The sequence below is a fragment of the Neptuniibacter sp. QD48_11 genome (assembly GCF_047778095.1).
Lineage (GTDB): Bacteria > Pseudomonadota > Gammaproteobacteria > Pseudomonadales > Balneatricaceae > Neptuniibacter.
Genome location: NZ_CP180551.1, coordinates 105,022 through 119,525 on the forward strand (window position 1 = coordinate 105,022; position 14,504 = coordinate 119,525).

General features: G+C 47.2%; 12 protein-coding genes. 9 read left to right on the forward strand and 3 right to left on the reverse strand.

The genetic code is table 11. The annotated features are described in order from the left end of the window. The first annotated feature begins 113 nt into the window (after positions 1-113). The 7 genes from ACMXYU_RS00465 to ACMXYU_RS00495 all read left to right on the forward strand — a co-directional run bounded on the left by ACMXYU_RS00465 (position 114) and on the right by ACMXYU_RS00495 (position 10,748). Complete coding sequence (locus ACMXYU_RS00465; protein WP_415899691.1) at positions 114-1,607, forward strand: CoA-acylating methylmalonate-semialdehyde dehydrogenase; 1,494 nt, start codon at positions 114-116, stop codon at positions 1,605-1,607. Between the two features lie 74 nt (positions 1,608-1,681). Next, positions 1,682-2,839, forward strand: a complete 1,158-nt coding sequence (locus tag ACMXYU_RS00470; RefSeq protein WP_415886475.1) for an acyl-CoA dehydrogenase family protein — start codon at positions 1,682-1,684, stop codon at positions 2,837-2,839. Between the two features lie 27 nt (positions 2,840-2,866). After that, complete coding sequence (locus ACMXYU_RS00475; protein WP_415886476.1) at positions 2,867-3,643, forward strand: enoyl-CoA hydratase; 777 nt, start codon at positions 2,867-2,869, stop codon at positions 3,641-3,643. Positions 3,644-3,654: 11 nt separating this feature from the next. Beyond that, positions 3,655-4,764 (forward strand): enoyl-CoA hydratase/isomerase family protein, encoded by a 1,110-nt coding sequence (locus ACMXYU_RS00480; RefSeq protein WP_415899692.1) that lies wholly within the window; start codon positions 3,655-3,657, stop codon positions 4,762-4,764. Between the two features lie 79 nt (positions 4,765-4,843). Then, positions 4,844-5,734, forward strand: a complete 891-nt coding sequence (gene mmsB, locus ACMXYU_RS00485; RefSeq protein WP_415883055.1) for a 3-hydroxyisobutyrate dehydrogenase — start codon at positions 4,844-4,846, stop codon at positions 5,732-5,734. A gap of 92 nt (positions 5,735-5,826) precedes the next feature. Then, entirely contained in the window at positions 5,827-7,716 is a 1,890-nt protein-coding gene (locus ACMXYU_RS00490; protein ID WP_415899693.1) for an AMP-binding protein, read from the forward strand. Positions 7,717-8,030: 314 nt separating this feature from the next. Beyond that, on the forward strand, positions 8,031-10,748 hold the full coding sequence (locus tag ACMXYU_RS00495) for an EAL domain-containing protein (protein WP_415899694.1): 2,718 nt from the start codon (positions 8,031-8,033) through the stop codon (positions 10,746-10,748). A gap of 71 nt (positions 10,749-10,819) precedes the next feature. Here ACMXYU_RS00495 and ACMXYU_RS00500 read toward each other — a convergent pair whose 3' ends face one another. The 3 genes from ACMXYU_RS00500 to ACMXYU_RS00510 form a co-directional block, all read right to left on the reverse strand. After that, entirely contained in the window at positions 10,820-11,416 is a 597-nt protein-coding gene (locus ACMXYU_RS00500; protein ID WP_415899695.1) for a hypothetical protein, read from the reverse strand. 10 nt (positions 11,417-11,426) lie between these two features. Continuing rightward, positions 11,427-12,074 (reverse strand): HupE/UreJ family protein, encoded by a 648-nt coding sequence (locus tag ACMXYU_RS00505; protein WP_415901140.1) that lies wholly within the window; start codon positions 12,072-12,074, stop codon positions 11,427-11,429. A 143-nt stretch (positions 12,075-12,217) separates the two neighbouring features. Next, complete coding sequence (locus ACMXYU_RS00510) at positions 12,218-12,604, reverse strand: hypothetical protein (RefSeq protein ID WP_415899696.1); 387 nt, start codon at positions 12,602-12,604, stop codon at positions 12,218-12,220. A gap of 212 nt (positions 12,605-12,816) precedes the next feature. Here ACMXYU_RS00510 and ACMXYU_RS00515 point away from each other — a divergent pair, with 212 nt between their 5' ends. Both ACMXYU_RS00515 and ACMXYU_RS00520 read left to right on the forward strand, forming a co-directional pair. After that, a complete protein-coding gene (locus ACMXYU_RS00515; RefSeq protein WP_415899697.1) occupies positions 12,817-13,407 on the forward strand; it encodes a PepSY-associated TM helix domain-containing protein in 591 nt (196 codons plus the stop codon). A 306-nt stretch (positions 13,408-13,713) separates the two neighbouring features. After that, positions 13,714-14,475: an SDR family oxidoreductase gene (locus ACMXYU_RS00520; protein WP_415883064.1), complete on the forward strand. Its 762-nt coding sequence runs from the start codon at positions 13,714-13,716 to the stop codon at positions 14,473-14,475. The last annotated feature ends 29 nt before the right edge of the window (positions 14,476-14,504 follow it).

Below are 14,504 nucleotides of genomic sequence, written 5' to 3' on the forward strand. Positions count from 1 at the left end.
ATTGGACAAGATTATCAATCTTGAATTGCTAGGCTGCATGATAAAACAGAGTTATTGAGTTTGAACGCGACGTAAAACAATACAACTACAACAAGAAATACAGGTATCAGAGAATGACACAGCAAGTACCTTTACTTATCAACGGCGAATTTATTCAGAGTGAATCACAGACCCTGCTTCCAGTAACTAACCCTGCTACGCAGGAAGTGATTGCACAGGTTCCTTGCGCAACAGCTGCAGAGGTTGATCAAGCGGTAGAAGCTGCCAAAGCTGCGTTTGAAGATTGGAAAGATACTCCTGTAGGTGAGCGTGCTCGTCTAATGCTTCGTTACCAGCACCTGCTGAAAGAGAACCACGATGAGCTAGCTACACTTCTTGCTCAAGAAACAGGTAAAACATTTGAAGATGCGAAAGGTGACGTTTGGCGTGGTATCGAAGTTGTAGAACACGCTTGTAACATCGCTTCTCTATCTATGGGTGAAACAGTTGAAAACGTAGCGCGTAAGATCGATTGCTACAGCATCACTCAGCCACTAGGTGTATGTGTTGGTATTACACCATTCAACTTCCCAGCAATGATCCCTCTATGGATGTTCCCAATGGCGATCGCTTGCGGTAACACCTTCGTACTTAAGCCATCTGAGCAAGATCCACTAACGCCAATGCGCTTGGCTGAGCTATTCAAAGAAGCGGGTGCGCCAGACGGTCTTCTACAAGTTGTTCACGGTACAAAAGATGCGGTAGACCAACTGCTGACTCACAAAGATACGCCTGCAATCTCCTTCGTAGGTTCTGTGGCTGTAGGTGAGCATATCTACCGTACTGGTACTGACAAAATGAAACGTGTACAGGCATTCGCGGGTGCGAAGAACCACATGGTGGTTATGCCGGATGCGTCTAAAAACCAAGTGGTTAACAGCATTGCTGGTGCCTCTGTGGGTGCGGCAGGTCAGCGCTGCATGGCGATCTCTGTTGCGGTATTCGTTGGTGAAGCACGCGAGTGGATCCCAGAAGTACGTGATGCCCTAGCGAAAGTACAGCCAGGTGCGTGGGATGATCCAAAAGCAGGTTACGGCCCACTAATTAATCCACAGGCGCGTGAGCGTGTTCTTAACTTCATCCAAGAAGGCAAAGACGCCGGTGCAGAATGTATTCTAGATGGTAGCGAATGCGTAGTTGATGGTTACCCAGACGGTAACTGGGTTGGCCCAACAATGTTCCGTGGTGTAACGCGCGACATGTCTATCTACCAAGAAGAGATCTTCGGTCCAGTACTGATTGCGCTTGAAGTAGATACCTTGGAAGAAGCGATCGAGCTGATCAACGAGAACCCATACGGTAACGGTACTTCCATGTTCACTTCATCTGGTGCAGCAGCACGTAAGTACCAGCACGAGATCAAAGTAGGTCAGGTTGGTATCAACGTACCAGTACCAGTGCCTCTACCAATGTTCTCTTTCACAGGCTGGAGAAAATCTTTCTACGGTGACCAGCACGCTTACGGTAAGCAAGCGGTTAAGTTCTACACCGAGACTAAGACTGTGACAGCACGTTGGTTTGAAGATGATATCGATACTGGCGTGAACACAACGATCCAGTTGAAGTAATCAGTTGTTACGAACAGAACAATAACGAGAAAGAGGCACGGTTGCGTGACCTCTTTCCACCTAAGGAGAGAGCAATGGATTTCGAGCTGAATGAAGATCAGATTGCATTCGCCGATATGGCCCGTGCCTTTGCGCAAAATGAGTTTGAGCCCCATGCAGCTGAGTGGGATGAAAAACAGATTTTTCCTGTTGATGTGCTGCGTCGAGCAGGTGAGATGGGCTTTTGTGGCCTGTATTCACCGGAAGATGTCGGTGGTCTAGGCCTGAGCCGCTTAGATGCCAGCATTATCTTTGAGCAGTTGGCGATGGGTTGTACCTCGACCACTGCGTTTATCACGATTCACAACATGGCCGCGTGGATGATTGCCGATTTTGGTAATCAGGAAACCCGCGAGCACTGGTGCCCAGATCTAACTGCTGGTTTGAAACTAGCGTCTTACTGCTTAACCGAGCCAAATGCCGGTTCTGATGCTGCTTCCCTTAAATCTACGGCACGTCGTGAGGGTGATAACTACATTCTAAATGGTAGCAAGATCTTTATCTCGGGTGCCGGTAGTACCGATGTACTTGTAGTAATGGCACGTACAGGTGAAGAGGGGCCAAAAGGGATCTCTGCTTTTGCGGTGGATGCTAAGAGCGATGGCATCGTATACGGCCGTAAAGAAGAAAAGATGGGCTGGAACAGCCAGCCGACACGAATGATTACCTTTGAAGACGTGGTAGTTCCTGCATCTGCTCTACTGGGCAATGAAGGTGACGGCTTCAAAATTGCGATGAAAGGCCTTGATGGTGGCCGTATCAATATCGCGACTTGCTCGATTGGTACCGCACAAGCGGCGCTGAACAAAGCGCGCGACTATCTGCATGAGCGTAAGCAGTTTGGTAAAGAGCTAGCGCACTTCCAAGCGTTGCAGTTCAAGTTGGCAGATATGGCAACTGAGCTTGTGGCAGCAAGACAGCTAGTACGTTTGGCAGCATCGAAACTGGATGCAGGCCATGCCGATAAAACAGCGTACTGCGCGATGGCAAAACGCTTTGCCACAGATGTAGGTTTTAACATTGCTGACGAAGCTCTGCAGATCTTTGGCGGCAACGGCTATATCAAAGAGTACCCATTGGAGCGCTACCTACGCGATAACCGCGTACACCGTATCCTTGAGGGCACTAACGAAATTATGCGCGTCATTATTGCTCGTCGAGTATTGATGGAAGATGCAGCGGATCTTGTGTGATCCGGTAGGAGAGAATTGGAGAAAGCTATGACAGATAAATTGATTGTAGAAAAACACGGTCATACAGCCGTTATCACCATGAATAATCCTCCGGCCAACACTTGGACCGAAGAGAGCTTGTCGGGTTTAGTCACGATCGTTGACGAGCTAAACCAAGACAAACAGATCTACGCTTTGGTACTGCGTTCTACTAGCGAGAAGTTCTTCTCTGCCGGTGCTGATCTAAACCTGTTTGCCGATGGTGATCGTGCTATGGCACGTGAGATGGCGAGCCAGTTTGGCCGTGCTTTTGAAAGCTTATCTAAATTCCGCGGTGTATCTATCGCAGCGATCAACGGCTTTGCTATGGGTGGCGGTTTAGAAGTCGCGCTAGCCTGTGATATCCGCGTAGCCGAAGAGCAAGCGCAGATGGCTCTGCCAGAAGCAACGGTTGGTCTTTTGCCATGTGCTGGCGGCACGCAGAACCTAACCATGCTGGTAGGCGAAGGTTGGGCTAAGCGCATGATCCTTTGCGGCGAGCGTATTAAAGCGCCACAAGCGAAAGGCATCGGTTTAGTCGAAGAGCTGGTTCCACAAGGTCAGGCGTACGACAAAGCGATGGAGTTGGCAAAAGCGGTAGAAAAACAAAGCCCAACTGCGATCGCAGCGTGTAAGCAACTTATTCAGAACAACCGCACTCATCACTGGGATGCCGGTTACCGTTTAGAGCGTGAACTGTTTGTTGATCTATTCCACACCGAAGATCAGAAAGAGGGTGTAAACGCATTCCTAGATAAGCGTGCACCTGAGTGGAAAAACCAATAAGGGACTGATTGATGAGCTGCGTACTGTTTAACGAATACCCAACCCAAGACGGCAAGAAGATTGTTGAGATCAGTCTGAATGCCGAGCGCTCTTTGAATGCGCTGACCTTGGAGATGATCGACCTGATTCAGCCAAAACTGGACGAGTGCAAAACGGACGATTCTGTCGTAGCGATCCTGCTGGATAGCGCCGGTGAGAAAGCGTTTTGCGCCGGTGGTGATGTCGTCAATCTTTATAAGGCGATGACCGGTGAGGGCGATGCTTCTTTCCCAGAAGATTTTTTCACTCGAGAGTACACGCTGGATTACACCATCCACACTTATCCAAAACCAATCATCTGTTGGGGTGCGGGTATTGTGATGGGCGGCGGCATGGGCCTGATGAACGGCTGTAGCCACCGTATTGTGACCGAAAGCTCTCATTTGGCGATGCCAGAAGTGACGATTGGTCTTTACCCAGATGTAGGCGGTAGTTGGTTCCTCAATCACATGCCGGGTCGTACAGGTCTGTTCCTAGGTCTGACGGGTAACCCAATGTTCGCTGCTGATGCTCTGTTCCTTGGCTTGGCAGATCGCTTTGTTGCGAATGAACTACGCCAGAACATGGTTGAAGGGCTACAAGCGGAAAACTGGGATGGCTGTGCAACAGCTGCCGTTAACCGCGTGTTACGGGTTGTAGAAGAGCAGTCGCAACCGCAGTTCAAATCGGAATCCCCGATTAAACAGCATTACGACTTTATCCAGAATATTACCGATCACGACAGCGTTGAAGAGATTGTTTCTGCACTGTTGGCGGTTGAAAGCGACGACAAGTGGATTAATCGCTCCCAGAAAGCGATCGGCCATGGTAGTCCTCTTGCGATCAACCTGATCAAACAGCAACTAGAACGCACCGATCAGATGTCCCTGAAAGAGGTGTTCTGTGCCGAGCTAGTACTCTCTGTGCAGTGCTGCAGTCATCGTGAATTCCCAGAAGGCGTGCGAGCGCTGCTTGTGGATAAAGATGGCAAGCCGCAGTGGACCTATCCAACACTGGCAGAGGTCGATCAGGCAAAAGTAGCTGAGTTTTTTGAGTCACCTTGGAAAGGCGACGGACAGGAGAACCCACTCGCCAATTTGTAAGGCGTGGGCAATGAAGATGGGATGCAGCGTTAAGCATCCAGATTAAATAACTAGTTATAACAATAACAGGACTAGAAAAATGGCGACTATCGGTTTTATAGGTTTAGGTAACATGGGTGGTCCAATGGCGATCAACCTTGTTAAAGCGGGTCACTCAGTTAAAGCATTCGACCTGTCTCAAGATGCAATTGCCAAAGTAGTGGCTGAAGGTGGCCAAGCTGCTGCGACAGCCGTAGATGCAGCAACAGATGCTGAGTTTGTTATCACAATGCTGCCAGCGGGTAAGCATGTTGAAGGTTTGATGGTGTCTGGTGATGCGCCACTGTTTGATGTGGTTGCTGATGGTGCACTGATTATCGACTCATCTACGATCGATGCCGAAACAGCTAAGCAGGTTGCAGCAGTAGGTGCCGAGCGCGGTATTAACTTTATCGATGCGCCAGTATCTGGCGGTGTAGGCGGTGCGGTAGCAGGCACACTAGCATTCATGGTGGGTGCGTCTGACGAGCAGTTCGCTAAAGCAAAACCAGTGCTTGAGTGCATGGGTAAAAACATCTTCCACGCCGGTAGCAACGGTGCAGGTCAGGTCGCTAAAGCGTGTAACAACATGCTGCTAGCGATCCTAATGACAGGTACATCTGAAGCCCTAAACATGGGTGTGAAGAACGGCCTAGATCCAGCAGTGCTATCTGAAATTATGAAGCAGAGCTCCGGTAACAACTGGTCGCTACAGGTTTACAACCCGTTCCCAGGTGTGATGGAAGGCGTACCTTCTTCTAACGATTATCAAGGCGGTTTCCAAGTCGATCTAATGTTCAAAGATTTAGGTCTGGCGATGGAGCTTAGCCAACAAAGTGCGTCCCCAACTCCAATGGGTTCGCAGGCACGTGCACTGTTCAATCTGCACAAAGCCAACGGTAACGGCGGGCTGGACTTCTCCAGCGTTCTTCGCCTTTACCAAGACCAGTAAAAAAAACTTATCCACAGATAAGCGAAACCTGCCAGTTGATGCGTGCTGGCAGGACTTTCCAACCTAAAACAAAAATAATTGAGGTTGATTCGATGGGATACAATCATGAGTATCAGTTGGCTTTGGCGAACACCGAAGCTTACTGGGCGGATCAGGCTGACCGTATTTCTTGGTTCAAAAAGCCGACAAAGACCCTTACAAAAACAGATTTTGGTACCTACAGCTGGTACGCCGATGGTGAGCTAAACAGCGCTTATTTAGCACTGGATTACCATGTGGAAAATGGCCGTGGTGAGCAGGTTGCGCTGTATTACGATTCGCCTGCTGCCGGTAAAAAAGAGGCCATTACCTACAACCAGCTTCTCGATCGTGTTGCCCGTTTTGCCGGAGCGCTAAAAGCTCAAGGCGTTGAAAAAGGCGATACGGTTCTAATCTACATGCCGATGATTCCCGAAGCAGCCGTGGCGATGTTGGCTTGCGCTCGCTTAGGTGCAATTCACTCGGTTGTCTTCGGTGGCTTTGCCCCTGCAGAGATGGCGATTCGTATCGATGACGCTAATCCGAAGATGATTCTAACCGCGTCTTGCGGTATCGAGTTTGATAAAACCATTGCCTATAAACCGCTGGTGGATAAAGCGATCGATCTGGCCGATCACAAGCCAGAGCACACCATCGTGTTCCAGCGTGCGATGGTTAAAGCCGATATGGACCGCGATGGCGATCTGGACTGGATCGAAGTTCAGGAAGGTGTCGAGCCTGCGCCATGCACACCGGTTAAAGGTTCAGACCCGCTGTATATTCTTTACACATCGGGAACTACTGGCCAGCCAAAAGGGATCGTCCGTGATAATGGCGGTCATGCGGTGGCACTGAGTTACGCCCTGAATAACGTTTATGGCATGCACCCAGGTGATGTTTGGTGGGGCGCGTCCGATATCGGTTGGGTTGTTGGTCACTCCTTCATTGTTTACGGCCCGCTGATGGGCGGCTGTAGCGCGATCTTCTTTGAAGGTAAGCCGATCAAAACACCGGATGCAGGTACATTCTGGCGCGTAATCGAAGAGTATAAAGTTAACTCTATGTTCTGTGCGCCAACCGCTTTCCGAGCGATTCGTAAAGAAGACCCAGAAGGTGCACTCTCACACAAATACGATCTAAACAGCCTTAAATGGGTGTTTGTAGCGGGTGAGAAGCTAGATTCCTCAACCTACCACTGGTTGTCTGATCTGCTGAAAGTGCCGGTGATCGATCACTGGTGGCAGACCGAAACTGGCTGGCCGATGACGGCTCCAATGATGGGTTGGGGCAATCCATCTGAAGCGCGCCTAGGCTCTACCAATAAGCCTATTCCAGGCTACGACATCCGTGTATTGGATGGCGACGGTAACGAAGTTGAAGACGGCGAAGCAGGTAATATCTGCGTGAAACTGCCGATGCCACCGGGCGTTGCTTGGAGCATCTGGAACAACAATGATCGTTACGTTAGCTCTTACCTAGAAGCCTTCCCGGGTTACTACCACACCGGCGATGGCGGCTTTAAAGACGACGACGGTTATATCTACATCACTGGCCGTACCGACGATGTGATCAACGTATCCGGCCACCGTTTATCCACAGGTGAAATGGAAGAGGTTGTTTCCGCTCACCCTGCAGTAGCCGAGTGTGCAGTCATCGGTGTAAACGACGAACTCAAAGGCCAACTGCCAGTAGGTTTGATCGTACTAAAAGCCGGTGAACAGATCGAAGAAGAGCAACTACAAACGGAGCTGGTAAAAATGGTCCGTGAACAAGTAGGTGCCCTTGCTTGCTTTAGAAGCGCAATCGTCGTGCAACGACTGCCTAAAACACGATCAGGCAAAATTCTGCGTGCGATACTGCGAAAGATTGCAGCTAAAGAGCAGTATAAAATGCCCTCAACCATCGATGACGCTTCAATTCTTCCTGAGATAGAAGCATTAATCGAAGCGCGAGGCGCCATTTAACCCCCAAGAAAAATTACCCACAGGGATAGTTTCTTCCACTAGGAGCTATCCCACCTATTTTTCAGATTCTGCTCTCTTACCGGCCATGTACTTAGCGCATGTGCCGGTTTTTTTGTTTAGGGGCAGGACGCCGCTTTGCGGCTAGAGGTAAATCAGGACGCTTCGCTAGAGATCGGCTGCGCCTTTTAGGACGCTAACGCTAGAGGAAAAGCTGAATTGAACCGTTGAATCCTGCATACTGACCGAGGTTAATGATTTCTATAGCTGCTGTGTATTAAAATTGCTCCTTTAGATTTGCTGTTTAGTAGGGATAAATGAAGTTTCGTACTAAAACCGTCCTAGGGGTAGCAGTGATTGAGCTTATCCTTCTGGGTATCCTCACGCTCAATTTTATCTCTATGCTTCGAGATTCCAACCAAGAAGAAGCGCTACGTAAGGTCAAACTCACTGAGTCACTTATGATTGCAGCCAGCGAGGATGCGGTCATTTCCTATGATATAGCTACTTTGCAGTCTTTAGCGGATAACGTCATACAGACTCAAGAGCTAGCATATGTTCGTTTTTGGGATAATGACTACAACATTCTCGTTGAAAGCTGGTTGTTAGATGAGAAAACGGCAAGTGACTTCTATCGTTCTTCTGAAACCCTACATCGCACGATACCTATTGAGGTTTCAGGGCAAATTTCGGGTTACGTCCAGTTTGGGATTGATCAGGGCTATATGGCTAACCTTCTCAATACAGCAATCAATCAGACTGTCTCCCTTGCCGTATTTGAAATTCTTCTCGTTGCAGCATTTTCTGCCTTATTAGGCGTTTACTTAACTAATCAGTTGACGGGGCTGACTCTAGCGTCGAACAAAATCAGAGAAGGTAATCTTGGATTCAAACTGCCTGTACGTGGCAATGATGAGCTGTCTGAAACGGTCCAAGCCTTCAATACAATGTCCACTACTTTGAAGCGGCTTGAGATTCAGCGTTTACAGGAAAAAGAGAAACTAGAAATCGCTCATCAGAGGATGCGCTCTTTACTAGATAATTTCCCTTTCCTTATTTGGTTAAAAAATAATGATGGTCAATTTTTATCGGTTAATAAAGCCTTTGCCGATGCGTGTGGAAAGCACAATCCAGAGTCAGTTGAAGGGCTAACAGACTTTGATGTTTGGCCTACAGATCTGGCCAATCAATATCGAATAGATGATCTAAAAGTTATTAATTCAGCCAAAGGCAAAGTGGTTGAAGAGAAAGTTGAATCCGAAGGCGAAAGAATCTGGATAGAGACGTTTAAATCGCCTGTAGTTCATCACGATAAAGTCATAGGGACGGTCGGTTTCGCGCGTGATGTGTCGGAAAGAAAGGAAGCAGCTGAGCGGCAACGTAAAGCAGAAGCTATTTTTAACTCCGCCTCAGAAGCGATACTTCTTGCGGACGCATACGCCAATGTAAAAATGATTAACCCTGCTTTCACGCAAATTACAGGGTATGAAGAAGATGAAATTTTAGGACAGAACGCATCGATACTCAGTTCTGGGCAGCATGATAAAGAGTTTTATCAAATCATGTACGCGGCCTTGGAAACCGAAGGTTCCTGGCAGGGTGAGATTCATAATCGTAAGAAAAACGGTGAGCTCTATGTTCAGTGGCAAACAATTGTTGCTTTGAAGGGCGAGCATGGCCAGGTTGAAGAGTATCTCGCAATATTCAGTGACATTACCCAGAAGAAAGCAGCTGAAGACGAGATTAAATATCGGGCTAACTATGATCAATTAACAGGACTGCCTAATCGAACCTTACTCAATGAACTCTTAAAGCAAGAGCTGCTGCGCAGCCATAGAGAATCAAAAAAGAGTGCGGTGATGTTCCTAGATTTAGACCACTTCAAAAGGATTAACGATACGCTTGGTCATGCTATTGGTGACCTGTTGTTGCAGAAAGTATCTGAGCTGCTGCAAACCACTATTCGGGATTCAGATGTAGTCGCGCGTTTGGGTGGTGATGAATTTATCGTGATCTTATCTGATGTGGATAATGTGACAGATATAAGCGCTGTCGCAGAAAAAATAGTTACCTCTTTGGGCACACCTATTCATATCCATGAGCACGAAATTCGTACTTGTACGAGTATTGGCATAGCGGTATTCCCTGAGGATGGACGTGATGAGGAAGAGCTGCTCAGTCATGCTGATATGGCAATGTATAAAGCTAAAGAGTCAGGTCGAGGTCAGTATCGATTCTTCAATACTGAGATGGCAAAAGAGATCAGATCATCTAGATCAATAGAGTTAGAGCTCAGCAACGTAATAGAAAATGAAGAACTGTGTGTTGCTTTCCAGCCAATCGTCAACATTTCCGATCATTCCATTTGTGGCTATGAAGCGTTGATGAGGTGGCCCGAGCAAACCAATCAGAAAGTATCTGTAGAACAGTCTATTCGTAACGCTGAAGAGTTCGGATTGATTCAGCCTCTCTTTGAAGTTGTATTTAATAAAGCTGCTCAAGGCGTTAGCCAATTGCTTCAAAATTCAACTTCTACAGAGCTGTATTTCTCGGTTAATGTGTCGTCACATCAAATTCCAGATCGTTTATCTCTTGATTGGGTTGTTCAACGATTGGCCGATTATGGATTATCACCTCAGCATTTGATCATCGAGTTAACAGAGGGTGTTTTCCTTTCGGATTCGCCTGAGAATTTAAGATGGTTAAAGCGTGCACGAGAGATAGGAATTCGTATTTCACTGGATGATTTCGGAACAGGCTATTCGTCATTGGCTTACCTGAAACGTTTCACCGTTGATTTCCTTAAAATTGATCGTGGCTTTGTGGCGAATTTGCAACAAACAGGGGCAGATTATTCCCTCATTAAATCGGTTATCTCTCTATCGGATGCCTTTGGCCTTACTGTCATTGCGGAAGGTGTAGAAACCGAGGAACAGGCGAAAGTATTATCTGAACTTGGATGCGAAGCAGCACAGGGGTATTTCTATGGAAAACCTAAGCTGGTTCAGTTATTAGAAGCGGAGTCTATTTCCTAAAAGGCTCATTAAAATGCGATGGTATAAATTGAAAAAGAGGGCCACATTACGGCCCTCGCTCTATTTATCTGTTATGGCATATAAAGCTCACCATAGAAACCATGGGTATTCAGCGTAATAGTGACTGGAGCATCACTTGTATTCTGCCAATACCAGCCATGGGTTCCTTTGAATGGCGCGGTGAAATTACCACTTGCTTGCTGTTGGTTTTTGCCGATCCAATAGCTAGTAAATTCATCTTTACCTGCATTGGGTTCTTCCCCGTGCATATCGAAGTAAACCGATCCACCTTCTGCTGACCAGGTAAACACAAAGTTATCACCGGTGTTCATCGGGGATTTTATTTCGGCTCCTTGTCGAGGCATCAACGTTATTTTCATCGTATCACTACGAGGTTCTGTTTCGCCTTTCCAGAGCGGATTTTCAATGCTTACAGCATTGTTAGCCTGTGATGCTTCCTCGGGTACTTCTGGCTCGGTTGCATGCGCTTGGCTAAGTACATTTAACCCCAAAACCTTGCCCATACCTGTTGGGTCTACGCCATATTCAGCAGGAAGGATGGTGGTGACTAGAATGACGGTGCCCGCTACAAACGCTGCAATAGTCGCTTTGATAAGGCTCTTTGTTGACGGTAAGCCGTCTTTATTGATGTTTGAAATATCGTTCATGAGGAAATTCCTATGCAGTAACCCAATAGCCCGTTAATTGAAAACCAATGAGCATAAAGCCCAGTGTCATAAGGACTGCATTGGTAACGAATGCGTGTTGATTAAACGAAGGTGATTTTCGCCAGAAGTTCATGGCAATCAGGATGCCTGCCAAAGCCAACAGTTGACCGATTTCCACACCGACATTGAAAGCTAATATGTTTGCCACTAGGCCATCTTCTGACAGAGTGAAGTCTTGCAGCTTTGTTGCCAGACCAAAGCCGTGGAAGAAGCCGAAAATAAGAACGGCAGCCTTTGTGTTTGGCTGAAAACCGAACCATCTTCGAAATGCGGCAAGGTTATCAAGTGCCTTGTACACAACGGACAAACCAATAATCGCATCAACGATATAGGGGTTTACGTGAGTTTCGCTGAGCACCCCATAAAGCAGGGCTACACTGTGTCCTACAGCGAATAATGTTACGTAGATGGCAACATCCTTCATTTTGAATAGAAAGAAGATGACACCAAATAGAAACAGTAAGTGATCGTAGCCCGTGACCATGTGTTTGGCACCCAAATAAATAAAGGGTAACAACTGCATGCCACTGGCACTTTCGATAAACACAGTATCACCTTCGGCGACACCATGAGCAAAAGCTTGTGTAGATAGCCCCATACTAACAAGCACCACTAGAACCGTAGCCACAGATATAAGGCTACCTTTCCAGAAGGAATGTAGGGCAGATGAAAAGCCTGGATTCATACCAGTACTCCATTCAAAGTTAATACAGATTTTAAAGCGCTATGCGCGATCGATATCTAACCTAAATTGCGCCGCGGAGGGCGATATAGATCTCTTTGATAGGGAGGTAAGGTATTTAAAGTAAGCGTTGGGTAAGTACTTCTAGCATCAACCTGAGGGCGTTCTGGGTATGCGATGATAAATAATTGGTGATCGAGCGCCATGACCGTATGGATAAAGGGATGATCGTCTTCGGAAATGCCGGAAGATTCATCGTGCATATGATCGAGAGCTGGTGGATGGTAGTGCCCATGCTCTAAAGCGACTTGCCAAGGATCAGCCTCAGGCGCTGTATCGTGCTGAGAGATTTGAACGGCCCAGCTCGCTCGGCTCAACGTCGCCACTAGCAGTAAAGCGATTACTGCTATGCGTGTTACGTTAGATGTCAGGCCTTGGCGTATCATTGACGGTTCAAACACCGGTGAAATTGAATTATCTCGATTCTATCGAAGTTGCTTAGGTAAATAAATTATCCACTTGGATTAGCTTAGGGTGCTTCTGTTACTAGGTTATCTTGATAGAAACAACGATCTGGCTCCATTACTATATGCGCTTTAGCAATATTAGAGGCCAGAGTTGAGTGACTAAGAAGGGTTGGGCTCGGTTTGACAAGATAATGCGGTGGATTCATCTGTATATCGCATTATTTTTGGCGCCTTGGTTGTTAATGTACGCGACCAGTGCGTTTTTTCTGAACCACAATGATTGGTTTCGAGACCTATTCCATGTCATTCCTCCCGGATGGGCGATCGTTCAGGAGCAGGATTTCAAACCCTCTGAGATCTCTTCCAGTACGCCGCAACTCACAGCGCAAAATCTGCTGACCAGACTCGATCTAAAAGGCGATTACCAACTACTGGCAGAGTCCAATAACCGTCAATTGGTCATCTTGCGTTATTCTGGTGCCGGTAACTACCGTATTACTTGGCAGAGTGCGCAGGGCAAAGCTGTAGTTGAGCGGTATGTGCCATCATCAATGTACGGCTTTTTACACCATCTGCATTTTAAATCTGGATTTGAAAGGAAGCAGGTTGCTTCGGATATATGGGCGATAATTGTCGATTTTGTCGCTATTTCCATATGGATATGGGTTATTTCGGGTCTGTATTTATGGATTCGAAGACGAAAGAAGCAGAATGTCGATATTTTGATTTTTGGTTCTGGTATCACTGCCTTCATAGTATTGGCTATTTTGTTGTATCAGTAGAGGGTAATGTTTTATCAAAGTTAAGAAGTGCATCACCGATAAGTAAGTATCTACAGTGCTTTAATTTCTCATTACAGCCATAAAGTCATGTTCTAGCAAGCAACGCGTCCAGCTATTGACCGCTTTTTCCAGCCTTTCCCCGTTACCAGCCGCCTCTATCCGGAATTACATTTTGTTAGGGTTTTCCCTAATAAAATTCTCGTAATATCGCCCGAAACAGGCTATAAATGAGGTTATAAAAACAACAGAAGTAGATGGTATTACCTATATTGAATCAGGTATGGCCATATTTTTGGAGATTCGGGTATGCAGGTTAAAAACAGTGTTTTTGTTATCACCGGTGGTGGTCGTGGTTTAGGACGCGCAATGGCGGAGAACCTAGCAAAGCAGGGTGGTAAGTTGGCACTGATCGATTTGGATCAAGGCAATTTGGATGAAGCGGTTGCTGCATGTTCTGAGTTCGGCGGAGAGTCCCGCGGTTATGTGTGCAATATCACCGATGAGTCTGCGGTTGAGCAAACCTTCAAACAGATCGTAGCTGACTTTGGCGAGATTAATGGCTTGGTCAATAACGCCGGTCTGATGCGCGACGGCATGCTGATCAAAGTGAAGGATGGTGAGCTGCAAGCGAAGATGAGTCTTGAGCAGTTCCAGTCGGTGGTCGAGGTTAATATGACCGGTACCTTTCTCTGTGGTCGAGAAGCAGCGGCTGCGATGGCAACTCAAGGGACAGGTGGCGTTATTGTAAATATCTCCTCGGTGTCCCGTGCTGGTAATATGGGCCAGACCAACTACTCTGCAACTAAGGCTGCTGTCGCAACTATGGTAACGAGTTGGGCGGGTGAACTAGCGCGCCATAAGATCCGTGTTGGTGGTATTGCACCGGGTGTGATTGCGACAGAGATGACGGCACAAATGAAGCCAGAAGCGATCGAGCGTATGGTCGCAGCTGTACCTGTTCGCCGCTTAGGTGAAGTGGAAGAGATGGCGCATACACTGCAGTATATTATTGAGAACGAGTTCTTTACGGGTCGTATCGTTGAGATGGACGGCGGTCTACGTATCTAATCCGTAGGAGTGATGAGACTTAAATCAGC

Excerpts from the sequence above, each read along its gene's own strand:
- ACMXYU_RS00475 (WP_415886476.1), top strand. The coding sequence starts at position 2,867 with ATGACAGATAAATTGATTGTAGAAAAACACGGTCATACAGCCGTTATC.
- ACMXYU_RS00480 (WP_415899692.1), top strand. The coding sequence starts at position 3,655 with ATGAGCTGCGTACTGTTTAACGAATACCCAACCCAAGACGGCAAGAAG.
- ACMXYU_RS00490 (WP_415899693.1), top strand. The coding sequence starts at position 5,827 with ATGGGATACAATCATGAGTATCAGTTGGCTTTGGCGAACACCGAAGCT.
- ACMXYU_RS00495 (WP_415899694.1), top strand. The coding sequence starts at position 8,031 with ATGAAGTTTCGTACTAAAACCGTCCTAGGGGTAGCAGTGATTGAGCTT.
- ACMXYU_RS00500 (WP_415899695.1), bottom strand. The coding sequence starts at position 11,416 with ATGAACGATATTTCAAACATCAATAAAGACGGCTTACCGTCAACAAAG.
- ACMXYU_RS00505 (WP_415901140.1), bottom strand. The coding sequence starts at position 12,074 with ATGGGGCTATCTACACAAGCTTTTGCTCATGGTGTCGCCGAAGGTGAT.
- ACMXYU_RS00520 (WP_415883064.1), top strand. The coding sequence starts at position 13,714 with ATGCAGGTTAAAAACAGTGTTTTTGTTATCACCGGTGGTGGTCGTGGT.
- ACMXYU_RS00465 (WP_415899691.1), top strand. The coding sequence starts at position 114 with ATGACACAGCAAGTACCTTTACTTATCAACGGCGAATTTATTCAGAGT.
- ACMXYU_RS00510 (WP_415899696.1), bottom strand. The coding sequence starts at position 12,604 with ATGATACGCCAAGGCCTGACATCTAACGTAACACGCATAGCAGTAATC.
- ACMXYU_RS00515 (WP_415899697.1), top strand. The coding sequence starts at position 12,817 with ATGCGGTGGATTCATCTGTATATCGCATTATTTTTGGCGCCTTGGTTG.
- mmsB (WP_415883055.1), top strand. The coding sequence starts at position 4,844 with ATGGCGACTATCGGTTTTATAGGTTTAGGTAACATGGGTGGTCCAATG.
- ACMXYU_RS00470 (WP_415886475.1), top strand. The coding sequence starts at position 1,682 with ATGGATTTCGAGCTGAATGAAGATCAGATTGCATTCGCCGATATGGCC.